Source organism: Curtobacterium pusillum (genome assembly GCF_007673235.1).
Lineage (GTDB): Bacteria > Actinomycetota > Actinomycetes > Actinomycetales > Microbacteriaceae > Curtobacterium > Curtobacterium pusillum_C.
Genome location: NZ_VDZH01000002.1, coordinates 557,743 through 577,954, shown reverse-complemented (window position 1 = coordinate 577,954; position 20,212 = coordinate 557,743). Strand labels below are relative to the sequence as shown.

Annotated in this window: 22 protein-coding genes and 4 tRNA genes; 6 read left to right on the top strand and 20 right to left on the bottom strand. The window is 69.4% G+C overall.

Annotated features, from left to right (window positions below):
• The first annotated feature begins 24 nt into the window (after positions 1-24).
• Complete coding sequence (locus FS532_RS07550; protein ID WP_079238975.1) at positions 25-699, top strand: ABC transporter ATP-binding protein; 675 nt, start codon at positions 25-27, stop codon at positions 697-699.
• Positions 700-783: 84 nt separating this feature from the next.
• Here FS532_RS07550 and FS532_RS07545 read toward each other — a convergent pair whose 3' ends face one another.
• The 6 genes from FS532_RS07545 to FS532_RS07520 form a co-directional block, all read right to left on the bottom strand.
• Positions 784-1,716 (bottom strand): TolB family protein, encoded by a 933-nt coding sequence (locus tag FS532_RS07545; RefSeq protein WP_144752092.1) that lies wholly within the window; start codon positions 1,714-1,716, stop codon positions 784-786.
• Between the two features lie 122 nt (positions 1,717-1,838).
• Complete coding sequence (locus FS532_RS07540; RefSeq protein ID WP_097179843.1) at positions 1,839-2,678, bottom strand: carbohydrate ABC transporter permease; 840 nt, start codon at positions 2,676-2,678, stop codon at positions 1,839-1,841.
• The gene (locus FS532_RS07535; protein ID WP_097179844.1) at positions 2,671-3,666 is read right to left on the bottom strand and encodes a carbohydrate ABC transporter permease; all 996 of its coding nucleotides are present in this window, start codon (positions 3,664-3,666) and stop codon (positions 2,671-2,673) included. Before FS532_RS07535 ends, FS532_RS07540 begins: the two co-directional genes overlap by 8 nt.
• 216 nt (positions 3,667-3,882) lie before the next feature.
• Positions 3,883-5,184, bottom strand: coding sequence for an ABC transporter substrate-binding protein (locus FS532_RS07530; RefSeq protein WP_079236579.1), 1,302 nt, complete (start codon positions 5,182-5,184; stop codon positions 3,883-3,885).
• A gap of 125 nt (positions 5,185-5,309) precedes the next feature.
• Positions 5,310-6,461 (bottom strand): Gfo/Idh/MocA family protein, encoded by a 1,152-nt coding sequence (locus tag FS532_RS07525; protein ID WP_144752089.1) that lies wholly within the window; start codon positions 6,459-6,461, stop codon positions 5,310-5,312.
• The gene (locus tag FS532_RS07520; RefSeq protein WP_222121954.1) at positions 6,458-7,204 is read right to left on the bottom strand and encodes a sugar phosphate isomerase/epimerase family protein; all 747 of its coding nucleotides are present in this window, start codon (positions 7,202-7,204) and stop codon (positions 6,458-6,460) included. The genes FS532_RS07525 and FS532_RS07520 overlap by 4 nt, the downstream gene beginning before the upstream one ends.
• Before the next feature lie 213 nt (positions 7,205-7,417).
• Here FS532_RS07520 and FS532_RS07515 point away from each other — a divergent pair, with 213 nt between their 5' ends.
• Both FS532_RS07515 and FS532_RS07510 read left to right on the top strand, forming a co-directional pair.
• The gene (locus FS532_RS07515) at positions 7,418-8,629 is read left to right on the top strand and encodes an ROK family transcriptional regulator (protein ID WP_186321950.1); all 1,212 of its coding nucleotides are present in this window, start codon (positions 7,418-7,420) and stop codon (positions 8,627-8,629) included.
• Between the two features lie 58 nt (positions 8,630-8,687).
• Positions 8,688-9,407: a YqaJ viral recombinase family protein gene (locus FS532_RS07510; protein WP_144752082.1), complete on the top strand. Its 720-nt coding sequence runs from the start codon at positions 8,688-8,690 to the stop codon at positions 9,405-9,407.
• Here the strand turns inward: FS532_RS07510 and FS532_RS07505 are convergent.
• From FS532_RS07505 to FS532_RS07480, 6 genes are all read right to left on the bottom strand, one after another.
• Positions 9,404-10,012 carry a Pr6Pr family membrane protein gene (locus FS532_RS07505; RefSeq protein WP_144752079.1) on the bottom strand — a complete coding sequence of 203 codons (609 nt, stop codon included), beginning with the start codon at positions 10,010-10,012 and terminating at the stop codon, positions 9,404-9,406. The genes FS532_RS07510 and FS532_RS07505 overlap by 4 nt on opposite strands.
• An 84-nt stretch (positions 10,013-10,096) precedes the next feature.
• Positions 10,097-10,786: a 50S ribosomal protein L1 gene (gene rplA, locus FS532_RS07500; protein ID WP_097179850.1), complete on the bottom strand. Its 690-nt coding sequence runs from the start codon at positions 10,784-10,786 to the stop codon at positions 10,097-10,099.
• A gap of 88 nt (positions 10,787-10,874) precedes the next feature.
• A complete protein-coding gene (rplK, locus tag FS532_RS07495) occupies positions 10,875-11,306 on the bottom strand; it encodes a 50S ribosomal protein L11 (RefSeq protein WP_079236584.1) in 432 nt (143 codons plus the stop codon).
• Between the two features lie 141 nt (positions 11,307-11,447).
• The gene (nusG, locus tag FS532_RS07490) at positions 11,448-12,455 is read right to left on the bottom strand and encodes a transcription termination/antitermination protein NusG (protein WP_144752076.1); all 1,008 of its coding nucleotides are present in this window, start codon (positions 12,453-12,455) and stop codon (positions 11,448-11,450) included.
• Positions 12,456-12,574: 119 nt separating this feature from the next.
• Positions 12,575-12,838, bottom strand: coding sequence for a preprotein translocase subunit SecE (gene secE / locus FS532_RS07485; protein ID WP_402739123.1), 264 nt, complete (start codon positions 12,836-12,838; stop codon positions 12,575-12,577).
• Between the two features lie 35 nt (positions 12,839-12,873).
• Positions 12,874-12,946 (bottom strand) — tRNA-Trp (locus tag FS532_RS07480).
• Between the two features lie 182 nt (positions 12,947-13,128).
• Between FS532_RS07480 and FS532_RS07475 the strand changes: the two genes are divergently transcribed.
• A complete protein-coding gene (locus FS532_RS07475; protein WP_144752666.1) occupies positions 13,129-14,310 on the top strand; it encodes a pyridoxal phosphate-dependent aminotransferase in 1,182 nt (393 codons plus the stop codon).
• A gap of 75 nt (positions 14,311-14,385) precedes the next feature.
• On the opposite strand, the gene FS532_RS07470 is transcribed toward FS532_RS07475, so the two are convergent.
• From FS532_RS07470 to FS532_RS07460, 3 genes are read right to left on the bottom strand one after another with little or no spacing between them, the layout of a single operon-like run.
• Entirely contained in the window at positions 14,386-15,414 is a 1,029-nt protein-coding gene (locus tag FS532_RS07470; protein ID WP_144752073.1) for a UDP-N-acetylmuramate dehydrogenase, read from the bottom strand.
• A gap of 2 nt (positions 15,415-15,416) precedes the next feature.
• Complete coding sequence (locus FS532_RS07465; RefSeq protein WP_144752070.1) at positions 15,417-15,842, bottom strand: MaoC/PaaZ C-terminal domain-containing protein; 426 nt, start codon at positions 15,840-15,842, stop codon at positions 15,417-15,419.
• Positions 15,839-16,288 (bottom strand): MaoC family dehydratase N-terminal domain-containing protein, encoded by a 450-nt coding sequence (locus tag FS532_RS07460; RefSeq protein WP_079236588.1) that lies wholly within the window; start codon positions 16,286-16,288, stop codon positions 15,839-15,841. Before FS532_RS07460 ends, FS532_RS07465 begins: the two co-directional genes overlap by 4 nt.
• A gap of 137 nt (positions 16,289-16,425) precedes the next feature.
• Here FS532_RS07460 and FS532_RS07455 point away from each other — a divergent pair, with 137 nt between their 5' ends.
• The gene (locus FS532_RS07455; protein WP_144752067.1) at positions 16,426-16,815 is read left to right on the top strand and encodes a hypothetical protein; all 390 of its coding nucleotides are present in this window, start codon (positions 16,426-16,428) and stop codon (positions 16,813-16,815) included.
• Between the two features lie 193 nt (positions 16,816-17,008).
• On the opposite strand, the gene FS532_RS07450 is transcribed toward FS532_RS07455, so the two are convergent.
• The 5 genes from FS532_RS07450 to FS532_RS07430 all read right to left on the bottom strand — a co-directional run bounded on the left by FS532_RS07450 (position 17,009) and on the right by FS532_RS07430 (position 19,572).
• Positions 17,009-17,082: transfer RNA gene (locus tag FS532_RS07450), tRNA-Met, on the bottom strand.
• Between the two features lie 32 nt (positions 17,083-17,114).
• Positions 17,115-17,186, bottom strand: a tRNA-Thr gene (locus FS532_RS07445).
• Positions 17,187-17,277: 91 nt separating this feature from the next.
• Complete coding sequence (locus FS532_RS07440; RefSeq protein ID WP_144752064.1) at positions 17,278-18,462, bottom strand: M23 family metallopeptidase; 1,185 nt, start codon at positions 18,460-18,462, stop codon at positions 17,278-17,280.
• 146 nt (positions 18,463-18,608) lie between these two features.
• Positions 18,609-19,430 (bottom strand): inositol monophosphatase family protein, encoded by an 822-nt coding sequence (locus FS532_RS07435; protein WP_144752061.1) that lies wholly within the window; start codon positions 19,428-19,430, stop codon positions 18,609-18,611.
• Between the two features lie 57 nt (positions 19,431-19,487).
• Positions 19,488-19,572: transfer RNA gene (locus tag FS532_RS07430), tRNA-Tyr, on the bottom strand.
• A 139-nt stretch (positions 19,573-19,711) separates the two neighbouring features.
• Here FS532_RS07430 and FS532_RS07425 point away from each other — a divergent pair.
• Entirely contained in the window at positions 19,712-20,200 is a 489-nt protein-coding gene (locus FS532_RS07425) for a YajQ family cyclic di-GMP-binding protein (RefSeq protein ID WP_069712130.1), read from the top strand.
• Positions 20,201-20,212: the final 12 nt, after the last annotated feature.

Below are 20,212 nucleotides of genomic sequence, written 5' to 3'. Positions count from 1 at the left end.
GACGCGAGCCGCGCCTCCAGGCCGATCTACGCCCTGAAGAACGTGAGCAAGACGTACAAGCAGAAGAACCGGACCGTCACGGCGCTGACGAACGTCGACCTGACCATCCCGCAGGGGCAGCTCGTCGCGATCCAGGGGCCGACCGGCGGCGGCAAGTCGACGCTGCTGCAGATGCTCGGCGCGCTCGACCGGCCGAGCGCCGGCAGCGTGCTCCTCGGCGAGCAGGACGTCGCGAAGCTCGGCGACCGGGCCCTCACCGACCTGCGCGCCACGGAGATCGGGTTCGTGTTCCAGAGCTTCAACCTCATCCCGACGTTGACTGCCCTGGAGAACGTCGAGACGGCGTTCGCGGGGTCCCTCGCGAACCGGTCCCGCACCGAGATCCGCGACCGGGCCACCGCGGCGCTGCGGGAGGTCGGGCTCGGCGAACGACTCGACCACCTGCCCGCCGAGCTCTCCGGCGGGCAGCAGCAGCGCGTGGCCATCGCACGGGCGCTGGTCAAGAACCCGAGCGTGCTGCTGGCGGACGAACCGACCGGAGCCCTCGACGAGGCGACCCGTGACGAGATCATGGGCCTCATCGAGAAGCAGTGGAAGGAGCGCGGGCTCACCGTCGTCATCGTGACGCACGACTCGTGGGTGGCCCGCCGGGCCGAGCGTCGCCTGCACATCAAGCAGGGGCAGGTGCGCGAGGTCTGAGGGCCTGCTGACGTTTCGCGCTGAGCGACAGTCCACGGGCCAGCGGGCGCGTGGACTGTCGCTCAGCGCGTGGACTCGTGGTGGCTACGGCGCCACCGGGTAGTCGCAGTACGCGAACCACCGCGAGTCGGGCGACCAAGGCGGCACGTTGACCGTCCCCTGGCCACCGTCGAGCGTGACGAGGGTCTCCGGGACCACGGCGATCCGGGCGCCGCGCACCAGGACCCCGGGCAGCAGTCGGAGCTCCACGCGGTGGTCAGCGGGGTGCCCCTGCACGCCGGGCTCGTACGACAGGTACAGCAGATGCGAGCCGTCCGGCGAGACGTGCGGGAACCAGTTCACCCGGTCGTCGGTCGTGATCCGGACCGGGTCCGTCGCCCCCGGCCAGAGGGAGACGAGCTGCGCGGTGCCCGGCGTGAACCGCTCCGAGTTCCACACGAGCATGTCGCCCGCGAAGGAGACGCCGTCGTCAGCGTGCTCGTCCCGGGTCAGGAACGTCGGGTCCCCGGTGGCGAGGTCGACCAACGCGACGTCGGTGGTCCAGACACCGTCCTCGGTCCGCTCCCCGACGATCGCCGCGAGCGTTCCGTCAACCCCGATGCCGTGCAGGTAGAACTTCCGGACGACCGGCAGCGCGGTGGTCACGTCGGTGAGGGTCGCCGCCGCTCCCCCTGCCGGTAGCGGGACGCGGTACAGGTCCCCGTCGCGGCCGCTCACCACGACGGAGTTGCCCGAGGGGTCGACCACGTGGTCGTTGTTGATCTCGGGTACGCCGGGCATCGGCACCCGCTCGAGCGCGGACTCGTCGAGGACGGTGTCGACGTCGGCAGGGAGCCGCAGCAGCCAGAGGTCACCGTTCGCGTTCAGGACGAGGGTGCCGTCGGCCATGACGTTCGGTGCTTCGACCAACACCGACGACGACTCGAACACCAACCGACTCGCGCGGGACTCGACGTCGTACACGTGCACCCGGCTGGTCTGTCCCGGCAGCAGCTGCCGCCCTCGTGTCTCGCTCATGCGTCCCATCCTGCCGCCACACAGTGGGCGGAGACAGCAGAACACCGGTGTTCGTGCGTCGCACCGCGGGATGCGGGGGTGCCTTGCACGAACACCGGTGTTTTGCGGAGGGACGGCCCCGCCTACTTCACAGCACCGGCCGTCAGACCGGCCACGAACTGGCGCTGCACGATGAGGAACGCGATCACCACGGGGATCGACACCACGAGGGACGCCGCCATGATCTGGTTCCAGTACACGTTCGTCTGCGTGGAGTACTGCTGCAGACCGACCGCCAGCGTCTGCCCGTCGCCGTTGGTCATGACCGAGGCGAAGAGGACCTCACCCCAGGCCGTCATGAACGAGTAGATGCCGACCGCGACCAGACCCGGACGGGCCGAGGGCAGGATGACCCGGAACAGGGCACCCATCGGGCCGGAGCCGTCGACCATCGCGGCCTCGTCGAGTTCACGCGGGATGGTCTCGAAGTAGCCCGCGAGCATCCAGATCGAGAACGGGAGCGTGAACGTCAGGTAGGTGATGATCAGGCCGGTCCAGCTGCCGACGAGCTGGATGCCGAGCGCGTTGCCGAGGTTCGTGAAGATCAGGAACAGCGGCAGCAGGAACAGCACGCCGGGGAACATCTGGGTGGAGAGCACCGCGGTGGTGAAGGTGCTCTTGCCCTTGAAGTTCCAACGCGAGACACCGTAGGCGGCGAACGTGGCGATGATCAGCGAGAACACCGTCGCGACCGTGCAGACCACGAGCGAGTTCACGAAGTACTTGCCGAGCGGGACCGTCGACCACATGTCGATGAACGGCTGGATGGTGATGTTGGTCGGGATCCACGTGAAGTCGTTCTGCACGTCACCGAGCGGCTTGATGGCCGTGGTGATCATCACGTAGAGCGGGACGACCGTGAACAGGGTCAGGACGACCAGGGTCACGACCTTGAAGGACTTGGCGCCGAATGTCTCACGCACGGACGGACCTCCGGTTGGTCACGGCGAGGTAGATGCCGGTGACGATGAGCAGGAAGATGAGGAGCAGGACGCTCATCGCGGCACCGGAGCCGAAGTTCCAGGTGATGAAGGACGCGTTGTAGATGTGGAAGCTCAGCAGGTCCGCGGCCGGGGGCTGCGCGGTCGAGCCGAACAGCACGAACGGCGTGTTGAAGTCGTTGAACGTCCAGAGGAACATCACGAGCACGAGCGTCACGTTGACCGGGCGCACCATCGGCAGCGTGATCGAGCGCCACTGCCGGAAGGGCTTCGCACCGTCGACCGACGCGGCCTCGTACACGTCGTTCGGCACGGACTGCAGGCCGGCCATGAGCATGAGGAACGCGAACGGCCAGGTCTTCCAGATCGCCACGACGACGACCGAGACGAAGGCGTTCGAGCCGATGAGCCAGAACGGGCCCGTGCCGTTGAACAGGTGCAGCTGGTCCACGAGGATGTGGTTGATCGCACCCGAGTCACGCTGGAACATGAACTTCCAGGTGATGATGCCGGCGTACATCGGCAGCGCGTACGGCACGAGGAAGAGCGTGCGGAACAGCCCGCGACCCTTGAACGGCTTCTGCAGCGCGACCGCGGCGGCCATGCCGAAGGTCCACGAGAGCCCGACCACGAGGACCGTGAAGCCGCACGTGATGAGGAACGAGTTCAGGACGCCCTTGCCGATCGCCTGGTCGAAGTCGATGACGACCGAGTAGTTCCGCAGTCCCGCGAACGGCGCTGCACCCCAGTTGGCGATGAAGTACTTCGTGAGCTGGATGAACGAGATCCAGATGCCGGTGAGCATCGGCACGATGTGGATGAGCAGCTCGAACAGGATGGCCGGCGCGACGAGCGCGTACGGCAGCCAGTGGGTCTTGCGCTTGCGACCGGGCGGACGGCCCGACATCGTCGGGGCCTTCGTGTGCGTCAGGTCGATGCGCTCGGAATCGGGCAGGACCGAGGTGGACATGGGCGGGGGCCTTTCGGCAGGAGGGGGATCGGGTGCTTCGCGCCGGTCCGTGGCAGCGGACTGGAGGCGCGGCATGCGTGAGCCGATCGGCTCACCCCCGGCGTGTGGCCGGGTGCAGAACGCGAGGTCGTCCGGCCGACGCGAGCGGGGCCGTGGACCTGAGGGGTGGAGGCCCGGGACGCGTCCTGCGGACGCGACCCGGGCCTCCAGACCGGATCAGCCGTTCGCCTGGGACACCTGGTCCTGAGCGGTCTGCAGCGCGGTCTTGATGTCGCTGTCGGAAACGGTGGAACCGGTCGCGATCTTGGCGAACATGTCGTTCATCGCCTTGCCGACCGTGGACTCGAACTGGTCCTCGGCGGGCACCAGCGGGAGCGGCTTCGCCTTGTTGTTGTAGATGTCGAGGAACGTCTTCGTCTGCTCGTCGGTGACCGAGTCAGCAGCCGCGGCGAGCACCGGCAGCGCCGAGTACGGCTTGTCGAGCGTCGTCTGCGTGTCAGCGCTCGTCATGTACTTGACGAACTTGAGCGCGCCGTCCTTGTTCTTCGTGTTCTTGAAGATCGACAGGTTGATGCCGGCCGGGAAGGACGCGATGTCCTCGCCGCCCGCAGTGGTCGGGAACGGCACGACGCCGAACTCGTCCGTCTTCATGCCCTGCGACGTGATGGTCGCGTTCGCGTTGTTCTGCGTGAGCATCATCGCGGCCTTGCCGTTCGCGAAGTCCGAGACGGCCTGGGTGCCGTTGTCGTACTGCGCGTTCGACGGGTTGACGACCTTGTCGGACTGCATCAGGTCGAGGTAGCGCTTGATGCCGTCGACGTTTGCCTTCTGGGTGAAGGTCGGCTTGCCGTCCTTGTCGAACCACTCGCCACCGTTCTGGGCGGAGGTGATGAACGCGAAGTGCGAGTTCTCGGTGTAGGAGCCACCGGCGATGGTGAACCCGTACTTGTCGCCCGAGGTGAGCTTCTTCGCGTCGGCGGTGAGGTCCTCCCACGTGGTCGGCGCTTCGATGCCGGCGTCCGAGAACATCTTCTTGTTGTAGTACAGGCCGTAGGCGAGGCCGTAGAGCGGGACGCTCGTGACGGTCTTGCCGGGCGCACCACCGGTGGAGAGCGCGACCTTGCCGAACTTGTCGGACCCGCCGATCGCCTTCATCTCCGAGTCACCGAACTCCTGGAAAGCGCCGGTGGCCTGGAGCGACGTCGCCCAGGTGTTGCCGATGTTGACGACGTCCGGGCCCTGGCCCGAGGTGACGGCGGTCTGGATCTTGTTCTGCAGGTCGTTCCAGCCGATGACCTGGAGGTCGACCTTGATCCCGGTCTCCTTGGTGAACTTCTTGAGGACGGGGGTCAGCACCTCCTTGTCGTTCTGGAGGGACGTGCCCTGGTTGGACGCCCAGTACGTGAGCGTCTTGGAGTCACCGGACGAACCGGAGCCTCCGGAGGAGCAGGCTGCGAGGCCGGTCACGGTGAGTGCCGCGGCCGCGGTGATGGCCAGTGCGCGGATGGCAGTGCGCATGACTCTCTACTTTCTCGTCGTTGAGATGGTGCAGGGGTTGGAACGGTGTTGCTGTCGGGTGCTGCTGTGTGGGTGCGGTGCCCTCTCGGTCGGTCCGTCGTCCGACGGACCGACCGGCCCGTCGGTCAGGACAGGGTGGACGCCGCGGGGTCCCAGCCCTCAGGGAGGGTCGGGGAGGGTGCGACGGTGCTCTCCACGAGCACCGTCTCACCACGTTCGGCGGCCTCGGCGATGGAGACCATCACGTCGAGGACGTGGAAGGCGAGGGCACCGGGGACCCGGTTCTCCTCACCGACGCGCAGTGCACGGGCGAGGTCGACCACGCCGGTGCCGCGCGAGTAGGTGGACCCGACGGCCGGGATCGTCTCGGGCTCGTCGGAACCGAGCGCGTAGAGCTCGGTGTCGCCGTCGAAGTTGTTCGGGTCGGGGAACACGACGGTGCCGGTCTCGCCCGCGATCTCGACGAAGCCGGTGCGGCCGCGGTCGGACTCGAACGAGAAGACGCTCTGCGCGCTCCCGCCGTTCTCGAACTCGATGAGTGCCGAGTGGTTCGTCGGGACCTCGACCGGGAACTCGGTGCCGGCCTTCGGGCCGGAGCCGATCGTGCGGGTCGCGCGGGACTTCGACGCGGTCGCGGTGACCTTCTTGACCGGACCGAACGCCTGCACGAGGGTCGTGATGTAATACGGGCCGATGTCGAAGAGCGGGCCGGCGCCGTAGGCGAAGAGGAACTCGGGGCTCGGGTGCCACGACTCCGGTCCGGGGCTCTGGAAGAGCGTCAGGCCGTTCAGGGGCTTCCCGATGCGGCCGTCGCGGATCGTCCGGAGCGCGGTCTGCAGACCTGCGCCGAGGAACGTGTCCGGCGCGACGCTGACGGTCTTGCCGGCGGCGCGTGCGGCGTCCCGGAGCTGCGCGGCACTGTCGCGGTCGAGCGCGTACGGCTTCTCGCCCCAGACGTGCTTGCCGGCGGCGAGGGCCTGCAGGGCGACCTCGACGTGGGCGGCGGGGATGGTCAGGTTGACGACGATCTCGATGTCGTCGTCGGCGAGGAGCTCCTCGACGGTCCCTGACCCGGCGACGCCCCACTTCTCGGCCTGAGACGCTGCACGGGGCAGGTCGATGTCGGCGATGAAGCGGACCTCGACGTCGGGGAAGACGGTGAGGTTGCCGAGGTACTGGTCCGAGATGACCCCGGCGCCGATGACGCCGACGCCGACCGGGCCGGTGCGGCGGGCTCCGTCGGTGGTCTGCTGCGCGGCGGTGGTGGTGTCGGTCATGCTCGGGCCCCCTCGAGGAACGTGTAGGAGTCGGTGACGGCCTTGAAGACGTCACCCTCGTGGTCGTCGAGTTCGACGACCCACTGGGCGTCCGGTGCGGCGCCGGTGATGGCGGCGATCGGCATGATGCCGTCGCCGACCGCGACCTGCTTCTTGTCGTCGTGCGAGCCGTCGCCGTCCTTGACGTGCAGGAACTGGACCTTGTCGCCGTACTTGCCGATGATCGCCACCGGGTCGTCCCCGCCGACCTGCACCCAGTAGGTGTCGAGCTCGAGGACGACGTCGTCGGACAGGGCGTCCGCGAAGACCTCGTAGGCGCTGACGCCGTCGATGCGGTTCGAGAACTCGAACGCGTGGTTGTGGTAGCCGAGGGTGAGGCCGTGGTCGGCCGCCCGCGGGGCGAGGGCGCTGAGCTCGCGGGCGATCGCCTCGACGTCCTCACGCGTGGTCCAGCGGGCCTCGTCGATGTGCGGGTCGATCAGGGTGCCGAGGCCGACGGTGACGCTCGCGTGGAAGATCTGCTCGAGGTCCTGCTCGCCGGCGGCCAGGAGGCGGGCGTGGCCGCTCGGGCTCTGCAGGCCGGCTGCGGCGAGGGCATCGCGGAGCGCCTCGGCACGGTCGACGAAGCCGAAGGCCTCGACGTTCGTGTAGCCGATGTCGGCGATGCGCTGCAGCGTGCCGGGGAGGTCGGCAGCGAGGGCGTCGCGGACTGTGTAGAGCTGGACCGAGAGCGGTTGGGTCACCAGGGCTTCTCCTCGTCGAGATGGTGCGGTCGACATCGACCGAGCGCTGCGGTCGACTTCGACCGAGCGCTGCGGTCGACTTCGACCGAGCGTGTGGTCGACTTCGACCGAGCGTCACACTACGAGCACTTCTGTCGGCGGTCAAGCAGAAGTTCGAGGAATGTCGACGGACTTCGTTGCGTGCCGCGTTCGATGTGTGCTTCACTCCCCCACATGGTCGACTTGACTCGGACGGCAGCGTCGCCTCCGGTCGGGACGAGCGAGCTCTTCCAGATCCTCCGCGACGGCGTGCCGCGGACCCGGGCCGAGCTCGCCGCACTGACGGGACTCGCACGCTCGACGATCGGCGTGCGCCTCGATGCCCTCATCGAGGTCGGACTCGTCGGACCGGTGGACACCGCGGCATCCACCGGAGGGCGCCCGCCCGCGCAGGTCGCCCTGGTGCCGCGCGCACGACTGGTGATCGCCGCCGACCTCGGCGCCTCGCACGGTCGCGTCGCCGTGACGGACCTCGTCGCCGCGCCGCTCGCCACCCGCGAGGCCCGGATCGACATCGCCGCCGGCCCGGTCCCCACCCTCACCTGGCTCGTCGAGACCATCGACGGCCTGCTCGACGAGGTCGGCCGAGCACGGGACGACGTCATCGCGATCGGCATCGGCGTGCCCGGCCCGGTCGAGTTCTCCACCGGACGCCCTGCGAACCCACCGATCATGCCCGGCTGGGACGGCTTCGACGTGCCCGGCTGGCTCCGGAACCACATCGCCGCCCACGTCCTGCTCGACAACGACGTCAACATCGCGGCGCTCGGCGAACGGGAGCACGGTTGGCCGGACGTCGACCACCTGCTGTTCGTCAAGGTGGCCACGGGTATCGGCTCCGGGATCGTGTCGGACGGCGAGCTCCAGCGTGGCGCACAGGGCACCGCGGGCGACATCGGCCACGTCCGGGTCTCGAGCGCCGGGGACGTGCCGTGCCACTGCGGGAACACCGGGTGCCTCGAGGCCGTCGCCTCCGGACCGGCGATCGCCCGCCGGCTCCGCGCGAAGGGGCACGACGTCCACACCGGTGCGGACGTCCTCGACCTGGTGAACCGGTCCGACCTCGACGCCATCCAGGCGGTGCGACAGGCCGGACGGGACATCGGCGAGGTCCTGGCCACGTGCGTGTCGCTCATGAACCCGTCCGTGATCGCCCTGGGCGGTTCGATCACGCAGGCCGGGGAGCACCTGCTCGCCGGCGTCCGCGAGGTCGTCTACTCACGCTCGATGCCCCTCGCGACCGAGCACCTCGTCATCGCACAGTCCCGTGCCGGGTCCCTCGCCGCACTGCAGGGCGCCGCGGCCCTCGCCATCGGGTACGCGCTCTCCCCCGCCGGGGTCGACGAACTCGTCGCCTACGCCGAGGGCCACCAGTTGGTGTCCTGACCGCTCGCGTCCGGTGCGTCGGTTTCGCCGCGTCGGTGCTCGGGGAGACAATCGTGTGGTGACGATCGTGCAGCCCACCCTGTGGGGCGACCTGGACCCCGGCCTGGAGGCACAGCCCGCCCCCGGCACGTCGGCGTCCGTCGTGCCCGTGGCCGGTTCCACGGCGTCGGGTCCCGTCGCGCACGACGCGTTCACCGCACTGCGCGGGCACACCGAGCGCATCGTCGCGCACTCGTCCGACCGCGTCGCCTGGCTCCGCGCTCGCGCGATGGGCATCACCGCGACCGACGTCGCCCGTCTCGCCTCACTGCACGCGGTCGAGGCCGTCGTCACCGACAAGCGCTACGGCTCGCGCTTCTCCGGCAACTCGTACACCGAGCACGGCAAGGAACGCGAACCGCACATCGCCGCGTGGGTGGCCGCGACGCACGGCATCCAGCCGTCCGCGCACCTGTTCCACGCCGCGACGAACCGCGCGCACCTCGCCACCCCGGACGGCGTCGGCGTCGACGGGGCCTCCCGAGTCGTGCTCGCCGAGATCAAGACCACGGCGAAGGGCTGGCGGAGCATCCCCCGGCACTACCTCCGGCAGATCTGGTGGCAGCAGTACGTGCTCGGTGCCGACCGCACGCTGTTCGTCTGGGAGCGCCACGACGAGTTCGTGCCGGTCGCCGACGAGCCCGAGTGCCGCTGGGTCGACCGCGACGACGACCAGATCCGCGGCCTCATCCAGCTCGCGGACCTGGTGCTCGACCGCCTGCGCGGGTTCCGCAGCTAGACCTTCACGAGGCGCAGTCTGCTCATCCCGATGACCAGGATCCCCATCAGCACGATCGAGACCGCGACCCCGAGGCAGTACAGCGCGACGACCCCGTAGCCGAGGTCCGGGTTCAGGAACGGGTACGGGACCCACCCGTCCGTCGCGCCGCGGACCAGGACGACGATGGTCCAGACGGCCGGGTAGACGAGGAACCACCACACGTGGCGCAGGAGCAGCTTCGAGCGGTCGGAGAAGAGCAGCCAGTCCAGGACCGCGTAGGCGGGGATGACCTTGTGCAGGATGTCGTTCGACCACTGCACGTTCGCCGACACGTCGACGTTCGTGAGCAGCGTGTTGTAGACGATGCCGGTCGTGGCGATGTACACCGTCGCCGCGCCCCGGAGCAGGCTCACCCCGAGGTCCGCGCGCTTCCGTCGGGCAGCCGCGACGAGGGTCACGGCGAAGGCCACCGCGATGATGATGTTCGACTGGATCGTGAAGTACCCGAAGAAGTTCCACGGGTTGTAGGCGTCGAGCTTCGAGCTGACGAGCCACTGTCCGACGATCGCGGCGACGACGGCGATGACGGCGATCAGCCGGAGCGAGTTCACGAGGGTGCGCACGGAATCACGCTACCGGGACATCGCGCCCCGCATGCGAAAGGACCCGCACCGAAACCGGTGCGGGTCCTTTCGGTGATCCGTGGATCAGATGCTGTTGACGTCCAGCGGGATGCCGGGGCCGAAGGTCGTCGAGACGGCGCCCTTCATGATGTAGCGACCCTTCGAGGCACTCGGCTTGAGGCGGTTGATCTCCTCGAGCGCGGTCGAGATGTTCTCGTCGAGCTGCTCCGGCGTGAACGAGGCCTTGCCGACGACGAAGTGCACGTTGGCGTGCTTGTCGACGCGGAACTCGATCTTGCCGCCCTTGATGTCGTTGACGGCCTGCGCCACGTTCGGGGTCACGGTGCCGGTCTTCGGGTTCGGCATGAGGCCACGCGGGCCGAGCACCTTGCCGAGACGACCGACCTTGCCCATGAGCTCCGGCGTCGCGACGGCAGAGTCGAAGGCGGTGTAGCCCTCGGCGACCTTCGCGATGAGCTCGTCGCCACCGACCTCGTCGGCACCGGCGGCGATGGCTGCCTCAGCAGCAGCGCCGACGGCGAAGACGATGACGCGAGCGGTCTTGCCCGTGCCGTGCGGCAGGATGACCGTGCCACGGACCATCTGGTCCGCCTTGCGCGGGTCGACGCCGAGCTTGAGCGCGACCTCGACGGTGGAGTCCGTCTTGGCCGAACCGGTCTCCTTGGCCAGCGCGACGGCCTCGGTGGGGGTGTAGAACTTGTCGGCCTCGATCTTCGCGGCCGCGGCCTGGTAGGCCTTGGACTTCTTCGCCATGGTGTTCTCCTTGGGAGCTACGTGGTTGACGAGCCGGCGAGGCTCTCCCACGGAAGGGTGTTGGGGTGTGTGCCTGAGGCGGGGAGGCTTACGCCTCGACCGTGATGCCCATCGAACGCGCGGTGCCGGCGATGATCTTCGCGGCGGCGTCGATGTCGTTGGCGTTCAGGTCGGCCTGCTTCGTCTCGGCGATCTGACGGACCTGGTCCATCGAGATCTTCGCGACCTTGACCGTGTGCGGGGTCGAGGACCCCTTCTGCACACCCGCAGCCTTCTTGATGAGCTCGGCAGCCGGCGGGGTCTTGAGGACGAACGTGAACGAACGGTCCTCGTAGACGGTGATCTCGACCGGCACGACGTTGCCACGCTGCGACTCGGTCGCCGCGTTGTACGCCTTGCAGAACTCCATGATGTTGACGCCGTGCTGACCGAGCGCGGGACCGATCGGCGGGGCCGGGTTGGCGGCGCCTGCATTGATCTGCAGCTTGATCAGGCCCGTGACCTTCTTCTTCGGTGCCATGACTTGTCTTCCTCCTGGAATCGAACGCACGGGGATCCGTGCCCTCTCCCGCTGGTCCGGCCGTTCCGGACCGCGGTGAAGCCCCGCGCGCACGAGGCGCGCGGGGCCAAACTCGATAAGTGTAGCGGGTGTGGGCCCTGACTACAGCTTGGTGACCTGGTCGAAGCTGAGCTCGACCGGGGTCTCACGCTCGAACAGCGAGACGAGCACGGTGAGCTTGCCGCTCTCTGGCTTGATCTCGGAGATCGAACCCGGGAGGCCCGCGAACGAGCCTTCCTTGATGGTGATGGTCTCGCCGATCTCGAAGTCGACCTCGGCCGCCGGCTGCGACTGGGCAGCGCCGCCGCCCTTCGCACCGCCCTTGGTCGGAGCCGCCTCGGCGACCTGCACGAGGGACTTCAGCATGCCGAACGCCTCGTCGAAGCGGAGCGGCGTGGGGTTGTGCGCGTTGCCGACGAACCCGGTGACGCCCGGGGTGTGGCGGACGACGGACCACGAGTCCTCGTTGAGGTCCATGCGGACGAGCACGTACGAGGGGATCCGGACGCGAGTGACCAGCTTGCGCTGCCCGTTCTTGATCTCGACGACGTCCTCCATCGGGACCTCGACCTGGTAGATGTAGTCCTCCATCGACATCGAGACCATGCGGTTCTCGATGTTCGACTTCACGCGGCGCTCGAAGCCCGCGTAGGAGTGGATGACGTACCACTTGCCCGGCTTCATCCGCAGCTCGGCCTTGAACGCCTCGTACGGGTCCACCTCGGCGGGCTCTTCGTCCTCGTCGTCGAGCGCCTCGTCGGCAGGGAGGGTCTCGTTCGCCTCGGTGGCGGACTCCTCTTCCAGCTCGACCTCTTCTTCGTCCTCGACCGCTTCGACGGCGGCCTCGGCCTCGTCAGCGGTGTCGACCTCGAGCGCGTCGTCCACGACGGCGTCGGCCTCGGGGTCCTGGGACTCGGCGAGAGCGGTCAGCTCTTCCTCGATACCGAGGGAGGGGTCGTCCTCACCCTCGACGGAGATCGCACGCTCCTCAGCGGACTCGGCGGAGCGCTCCTCGCCGGTCTCGACGTCGCCTTCCTGGTTCTCCTCGACCTCGGAGGACTGCTCGGCAGCCGTGGCGAGGTCGATGTCGTCGCGGGAGTTGTCAGACACTGTCGATTCTTTCCGTTCGGTGGTGCGGATCGGGTTGGCGGGCGGATCGGTTCACGATCGGCGCCGTCTCGGGCGACCGTACTCCTGTCCGCGGACGGCCAGGACAGCCGAGGTCCGGGTCAGGCCGTCGGCCCGTTGCCGAACACGTACCCGACGCCGAGTCCGAACGCGAAGTCGAGGATCGACACCAGGATCATCATCACGACGACGAAGACCAGGACGACGCCCGTGTAGCTGAAGAGCTCCTTGCGGGTCGGCGTGACCACCTTGCGGAGTTCCGCGATGACCTGCCGGATGAAGAGCACGATGGCAGCGAAGGGCCCGCGGCGCTCGGCCCGGTCCTGCTTCGCCTTGGCGACGACGTCGTCCGCCGTCGTCTCCATGTCTTTGCTCGCCAACTTCTACCCTTCCAGATGTGCAGGGCGGACAGGACTCGAACCTGCAACCTGCGGTTTTGGAGACCGCTGCTCTACCAATTGAGCCACCGCCCTTCAGAACGCAGTTCGTCACCGATCCGCGTTCCGGTGGACGAGTCTACGGGAGTCCGTCACACGGTGTCCACTTGACGGATGCTCCGGCGTGCCGCGCCGATAGGCTGGGACCCGTGAGCACCGAAGCCCCAGGCCCCGAGTCCACCGCCAACCCCGCTGCCGCGAGCACCGATCGGCCGCGCATCGCGTCCCGCATCGCCGCGATCGCCGAGTCCGCGACGCTCAAGGTCGATGCCAAGGCCAAGGCACTGAAGGCCGCCGGCCGCCCGGTGATCTCGTTCGCCGCCGGCGAGCCGGACTTCGCCACGCCGCAGCACGTCGTCGACGCCGCCGTCCAGGCCGCGCAGGACCCGAAGAACCACCGGTACACGCCGGCCACCGGTCTCCCCGAGCTGAAGCAGGCGATCGCCGAGAAGACCGCACGCGAGTCCGGCATCACCGTCGACCCCGCGCAGGTCATCGTCACGAACGGCGGCAAGCAGGCCGTCTACCAGGCCTTCCAGACGATCGTCGACGCCGGTGACGAGGTCATCCTCCCCGCTCCGTACTGGACCACCTACCCCGAGGCCATCCGCCTGGCCGGCGGCGTCCCCGTCGACGTCTTCGCCGGCAGCGACCAGGACTACCTGGTCACGGTCGAGCAGCTCGAGGCCGCTCGCACCCCGAAGACCAAGGCGCTGCTGTTCTGCTCACCGTCGAACCCGACCGGCTCGGTGTACACCGCCGAGCAGACGAAGGCCATCGGCGAGTGGGCGCTCGAGCACGGCATCTGGGTGATCAGCGACGAGATCTACCAGGACCTCGTGTACGACGGCGTCCGGTTCACGGGCATCCTCGAAGCGGTCCCCGCCCTCGCCGACACGACGATCCTCGTCAACGGCGTCGCCAAGACGTACGCGATGACCGGTTGGCGGGTCGGCTGGTTCATCGGCCCGACCGACGCCGTGAAGGCCGCGTCGAACCTGCAGTCGCACCTGTCGTCGAACGTGTCGAACGTCTCGCAGCGCGCCGCGATCGCCGCCCTCACCGGTCCGCAGGAGCCCGTCACGGCCATGCGCGAGGCCTTCGACCGTCGCCGTCAGGCCATCGTCGCCGGGCTCAACGCCATCCCGGGCTTCGTGACGCCGACCCCGCAGGGAGCCTTCTACGTCTACCCGGACGTCACGGCACTGCTGGGCCGCGAGTGGGCCGGTACGACGCCGACCACCACGCTCGAACTGGCGGACCTCATCCTCGAGCACGCCGAGGTCGCGGTCGTCCCGGGCGAGGCCTTCGGTCCGTCGGGCTACCTGCGCCTGTCCTACGCGCTGGGCGACGACGACATCGCCGAGGGCGTGGCCCGGCTCGCGAAGTTCTTCGCGTAGTCACCGAGCACGCGGAACGGCCCACCTCGTCGAGGTGGGCCGTTCCGCGTTGCGGGCCTGGAGGCGCGGCTCGGCTCAGGCGAGCAGGTCGCCGACCGACACGGGTTCCGGCACGAGCGAGACCCCGAAGCGGTTCAGGACGGTCACCTGGACGTAGCGGGCGAGTTCCGCCACCTGGGCGGCGGTCGCTCCGCCGCGGTTCGTCAGCGCGAGGGTGTGCTTCGACGAGATCGCGGCACGGGAACCGGGCACGGCGTACCCACGGTGCACCCCGGCGTGCTCGATGAGCCACGCCGCGCTGAGCTTCACGTCGTCACCGGCCGGCCAGCGCGGGGCATCGGCGGGCAGGGTCTCGGCGAAGGCGGCGGACACGATCGGGTTCGTGAAGAAGGACCCGGCACTCCAGGTGTCGTGGTCGTCCGCGTCGAGGACCATGCCCTTCGTGCCGCGGAGCCGCAGCACCTCGGACCGGACCGTCGACGGCGACACCAGGGCCCCGAGCTCGACGCCGAGCGAACCGGCCAGCTGCGCGTACCGGACCGGGACGCCGTCCGCCGAGGCCGTACCGAGCCGGAACTCGACCGTCAGCACGACGCCGCGGCGGCCGTGCTTGAGCGTCGACGTGCGGTAGCCGAGCGCCAGCTCGGCCGCGGGCACCCACGCACGCTCCCCCGTGGACGCGTCGAGGAACTCGATCCGGGTGAGCACGTCGGACAGCTCGACCCCGTAGGCGCCGATGTTCTGCACGGGGGCGGCACCGACCGTGCCCGGGATGCCGCTCAGTGCCTCCAGGCCGGTCCAACCGTGCTCGACGGTCGAGGCGACGAACGCGTCCCACGGCTCACCGGCCGCGACGCGGACGGTGACGCCGTCCGCGTCCGTGTCGGCGTCCACGCCCGTGGTGCGGACCAGGACGACGGTGCCGTCGAACCCGTCGTCGGCGACCAGGAGGTTGCTGCCGCCACCGAGGACGAGCCACTCGTCGTCGCCCCACGCCGAGACGGCGTGGTCGACGAGCTCGTCGGTCGTCGTCGCGGTGAGCAGCCGCGTGGCGGGACCACCGACGCGCAGCGTCGTGAGGTCCGCGAGCACCGGCTCCGACACGGTCAGCGGAACGCCACCGTGACCTGCGCCTTGCCGAGCACGGTCTGCCCGGCGGCGGTCACGGTGAGGTCGATGCGCTGCGGACGGCCCTCGTCGTCGACGGCGCCGACCTTGGCGACGACGCCGACGGTGGCGCCCTGCTCGGGGTCGACGACCACGGGCCGGGTGAAGCGGACGCCGTAGCGGACGACGACACCGCGGTCGCCGAGCCACTCGGACACCGGCTGCACCGCGAGGCCCATCGTGAGCATGCCGTGCGCGAGGACGCCGGGCAGCTTGACGGACGCGGCGACGTCGTCGCGGTAGTGGATCGGGTTGAAGTCGCCCGAGGCGCCGGCGTAGCGGACGAGCGAGTCACGGGTGAGGTGGACCTCGCGCTCGGCGACGACGGTGCCGACCTCGAGCGCGGTCACGGGTGCGGTGGTCATGCGTCGTCTCCTCGGACGACGAGGGTGGAGGTCGCCGTGACGACGTGCTCCCCCGCGGCGTCGTTCATCGTGCTCTCGGCCGTGACCATGGCGTTGCCGCCGAGGGTCTTGACGCTCGTGACGGTCAGGGTCGCGGTGAGTTCGTCGCCGGCCACGATGGGTCGGTCGTAGGTGAAGGCCTGCTCGCCGTGGACGACGCGCGAGAAGTCGATCCCGGCGTCCGGCTCGGCGAGGAGCTGGGCGAGCGTGGCCTCCTGCACGACGACCGCGAAGGTCGGCGGCGCGACGACGTCGTCGTAGCCGGCGGCGCGGGCGGCCTCGGGCTCATGGTGAATCGGGTTCGTCGCGAACACGGCGCGGGAGAACTCCCGCACCTTCTCACGACCGACCAGGTACGGCTGGGCCGGCGGGAACGTCCTGCCGACGAGCTCGGGGTTCACAGACACGTCCGGCAGTCTAGCGACGCCCGTCTGGGGGCCTGTCGTTCATGAGTATGCATCGGCTATGGTTGTCGGACACGGTTCGGGGGAACCGACGCCGGCGTCCGGGAGTCCGGGCCGGCAGTTCCGGGGAGGGGAGCACGATGGAGTCGACGACCGAGTTCGCGGTGCACACGGGCGACCGGTGCACGGCCATGGAGGTCGCGGGCGCGGCACTGCGCCAGACCGGGCACCACGTCGAGTCGACCGGCGGCACGATCACCGCCACCACCGGCAGCCGCCTGCTGACGATCCTGCTCGGGGCCCTGGTGCACCCGTCGCGGGAGTTCCGCCGGTACGAGCTGTCGACGACCGTCACGGGGACGTCCACCACGATCACCCTGCGCCACTCCGGGCACGGCACGGCGGTGTCGGGCGGGGGCATCGGCGCCGACCGGCGGCGGAGCGCCTGGCAGCAGGTGAACGCGACGCTCGAGCGCGCCCTCCGGTCCGCCGGGGTGCTCGCCGCGCGGCCGGAGCACCGCCCGTTCTGACGCGCGGCGCGGGCATGGCCGCCGGGTTCGGACCCGTCGGGCCGGCGTCGCCGGTTCGCGCCCCGTTCCGAACACTGCGCCCCGTCACACCGGGGCGCGATGTCCACACGGGGGCGCGATTGCCCACACCTCGTGCGCCGGGCGCGTGCGCCCCGGGAACGACGAAAGCCCGGCGCGGACGCCGGGCTTGCGGTAGCGAGGGCGGGACTTGAACCCGCGACCCCACGATTATGAGTCGTGTGCTCTAACCAACTGAGCTACCCCGCCAAGGATCCGGAGCGACAACAGCTCCGGGTCGGAGCCCCGAGTCAGGATTGAACTGACGACCCCTTCCTTACCATGGAAGTGCTCTACCACTGAGCTATCGGGGCATGTGCCGCTCGGCGGCACCACACGAGGATAGCAGACCCGCGACGGTGGTCAGGAACCCGGCGTGACGCCCGGGCGTGCCGCGTGGGACCGCTAGTTCGCGTTGGCCTTGAGCCACGCCAGCGGGTCCACCGGGACGCCGTCGACGTGGACCTCGAGGTGCAGGTGCGGGCCCGTCGAGTTGCCCGTGCTGCCGACGAGTCCGAGCTCGTCACCGACCTCGACCTGCTGGCCCTTGACGACCTTGAAGGAGTTGTCCTCCATGTGGCCGTAGACGCTGGTGAACTGCTTGCCGTCCACCTCGTGCTCGACCCAGACGTCGTTGCCGAAGCCGCCGTCGTCCGCCTGCACCTTGATGACGGTGCCGGCCGCGATGACCCGGATGGGGGTGCCCTCACCCGGAGCGAAGTCGACGCCCATGTGGTTCGTCGAGCAGAACGAGCAGCCCTCGACCTGACGGCCGCCGAACCCCGAGGTGATCGGCACGCCGGTGAGGAACGGCCACTGGATCGTGCCGTTCGGGTCGTTCGTGAAGCTCGACGAATCGACGTTCTTGTACTGCGTGGCCGATGACACCGAGTACTGGTCGCGGTTCGTCTCGGCGTCGGTCGCACCCGAGCCGACGCTGAGCGACTGGGTCGCACCGGAGGCCGTCGCCCGCTGCGACGTCGAACCCGGCTCCGGCGTGTAGAGCGCCTGCGCGGGCAGCGAGGTCGAGACCACGAGGCCGGCGGCGAACAGCAGCGCGCCGACGGCGGTGACGCGCGACGCGGCCCTGCGGAACGACGCACCCTGCTTCGCGGACGAGGACGCGGACGCGGACACCCGGGTCGCCTGAGCGGGGCGGGCCGCGGTGACGGCGGGCCGGACCGGACGACCGGTGCGACGCGACGCCGGCACCTGACCGAGGACGCGGCGAGGCTGAACGGGCGCTGCGGTCCGTACGGGCGCCGTCGCCGCCACGACGGGCGACGAGGGCGCGGGCGGCGTCACGGGGCCGGCGGTCGACGCCGGCATGACCGGCGACGCCGGTGCGAGGTCGATGGGGGACGCGGGTGCCGGCGGGGCCACCGGGCTCACGAGGTCCTCGAAGGACGGCCTGGAGGCGCGCTCCGGCTCCGCCACGGCCGTCGCCCGATCGAGGCGGTCGCCCTTGTTCGCTGCTGCCGCCGCGGCTCGTTCCGCCTCGATCCGTTCCCGTCGGGTCATGTGGACGACCGGTGCGGGTGCGTTCACGGGGCCGTCGGTGTGCTCGGGCGAGAGGGAGGAATGGGGCATGCGTTCGGTGGCGATCCTGATCGGGGCGAGGTGCGCTCGTTGGTAACGAGCAGATAACGGGACCAGAGAACGGTAGCAGGAGCACTACCGTGTCGCCAGTCGTGGTCATGACCACACGGCTCCCCCAGACCGAGGGGTCAGGTCGCTCACAGCGCGAGTACGGACCCCTCGAGGCGCAGCAGCAAGGCGGCGAGGTCGTCGACGATCGCCGGACTCGCGAAGAGGAACGACCGCGTCCCGCCGGCCTCCCAGATGCGCACGGCTGCCCCGGCCTCCTGCGCCACGATCGATCCGGCGGCCATGTCCCACGGGTTGATCCCACGCTCGTAGTAGGCGTCCACGGTCCCCGCTCCGACCGCGCAGCAGTCCAACGACGCCGCTCCCCCGCGCCGGATGTCCCGGACCTCGCCGATGAGCCCGGCGAGCACGTCGACCTGCTGCCGCCGACGGTCCGCGGTGTAGCCGAAACCGGTCGCGACGAGCGTCTCGGCGAGGGACGCCGGCGACCCGGCGTGCAGCGGCACCCCGTTGCGCGTCGCCCCCTCGCCGACCACTGCCCGGTGCACGACGCCGGTGGCCGGTGCGACGACGACGCCGGCGACCGGTTCCCACGTCGTCGGGTCGGCTGCGCCGCGGACGACGCCGATGCTCACGCCGTACTCGGGGCTGCCGTAGAGGTAGTTGACGGTCCCGTCGATCGGGTCGACGACCCAGGTGATCCCCGACGTACCCGCGCCGGTACCCGATTCCTCGCCGAAGAACGCGTCGTCCGGGCGGGCCGCGGCGATCCGCGACCGGATGAGCGCCTCGACCTCGCGGTCGGCTGCCGTGACCACGTCGACGATGCTCGACTTCCGGTCGGCGACCTCGACACCCTCGGCACGGCGCTCGGCGGCGAGCGACGCTGCTTCGCGGGCGATGGCCTCGGCGAGGTCGGCGAACTGGGACGGCGTTGGATCGACGGGCATGCGACCAGCCTGCCGGAAACGGAACGGCCCCGTCCGCAGTGGACGGGGCCGTTCCGATGGTGGCAAGTGAGGGATTCGAACCCCCGAAGGCTACGCCGGCTGATTTACAGTCAGATCCCTTTGGCCGCTTGGGTAACTTGCCATGTGCGCACCCGGCCCGTGTAGTCACCAACCGAAGGCGCGCATGAAAGCATAGCCGATCCGGGACGGTGCTCGTGACCACCGTGCGCCGATCCGTGGGTGCCGAACCGCGCCTCCCGTCCGCCGTTAGGCTGTCCCGCATGGCAGACAGTTCCTTCGACGTGGTCAGCAAGGTCGACAAGATGGAGGCGGAGAACGCCCTCAACCAGGCCGCCAAGGAGATCGAGCAGCGGTACGACTTCAAGGGTGCCGACGCATCGATCGCGTTCAGCGGTGAGGACGTCCTCATCAAGGCGAACTCGGAAGAGCGCGCGAAGGCCGTCCTCGACGTCCTGCAGAGCAAGGCGATCAAGCGGAACATCAGCCTCAAGAGCCTCGACGCGGGCGACCCGTACCCGTCGGGCAAGGAGTACCGCATCGAGGTGAAGTTCAAGAACGGCATCGAGCAGGACGTCGCGAAGAAGATCGGCGCGTTCCTCCGGGCCAACGCCCCGAAGACCGTGAAGAACCAGATCCAGGGCGACGAACTGCGCGTCTCCTCGAAGAGCCGCGACGACCTGCAGAACACGATCCAGCTCCTCAAGGGTGAAGAGTTCGACGTGCCGCTGCAGTTCATCAACTTCCGCTGACGCGCCGCGCAC

Coding starts and splice junctions, on each gene's coding strand:
- FS532_RS07545 (WP_144752092.1), bottom strand. CDS start 1,716: ATGAGCGAGACACGAGGGCGGCAGCTGCTGCCGGGACAGACCAGCCGG.
- FS532_RS07530 (WP_079236579.1), bottom strand. CDS start 5,184: ATGCGCACTGCCATCCGCGCACTGGCCATCACCGCGGCCGCGGCACTC.
- FS532_RS07435 (WP_144752061.1), bottom strand. CDS start 19,430: ATGCCCGTCGATCCAACGCCGTCCCAGTTCGCCGACCTCGCCGAGGCC.
- secE (WP_402739123.1), bottom strand. CDS start 12,838: ATGGAGACGACGGCGGACGACGTCGTCGCCAAGGCGAAGCAGGACCGG.
- rplA (WP_097179850.1), bottom strand. CDS start 10,786: ATGGCGAAGAAGTCCAAGGCCTACCAGGCCGCGGCCGCGAAGATCGAG.
- FS532_RS07425 (WP_069712130.1), top strand. CDS start 19,712: ATGGCAGACAGTTCCTTCGACGTGGTCAGCAAGGTCGACAAGATGGAG.
- rplK (WP_079236584.1), bottom strand. CDS start 11,306: ATGGCACCGAAGAAGAAGGTCACGGGCCTGATCAAGCTGCAGATCAAT.
- FS532_RS07515 (WP_186321950.1), top strand. CDS start 7,418: ATGGTCGACTTGACTCGGACGGCAGCGTCGCCTCCGGTCGGGACGAGC.
- FS532_RS07465 (WP_144752070.1), bottom strand. CDS start 15,842: ATGACCACCGCACCCGTGACCGCGCTCGAGGTCGGCACCGTCGTCGCC.
- FS532_RS07455 (WP_144752067.1), top strand. CDS start 16,426: ATGGAGTCGACGACCGAGTTCGCGGTGCACACGGGCGACCGGTGCACG.
- FS532_RS07440 (WP_144752064.1), bottom strand. CDS start 18,462: ATGCCCCATTCCTCCCTCTCGCCCGAGCACACCGACGGCCCCGTGAAC.
- FS532_RS07525 (WP_144752089.1), bottom strand. CDS start 6,461: ATGACCGACACCACCACCGCCGCGCAGCAGACCACCGACGGAGCCCGC.
- FS532_RS07535 (WP_097179844.1), bottom strand. CDS start 3,666: ATGTCCACCTCGGTCCTGCCCGATTCCGAGCGCATCGACCTGACGCAC.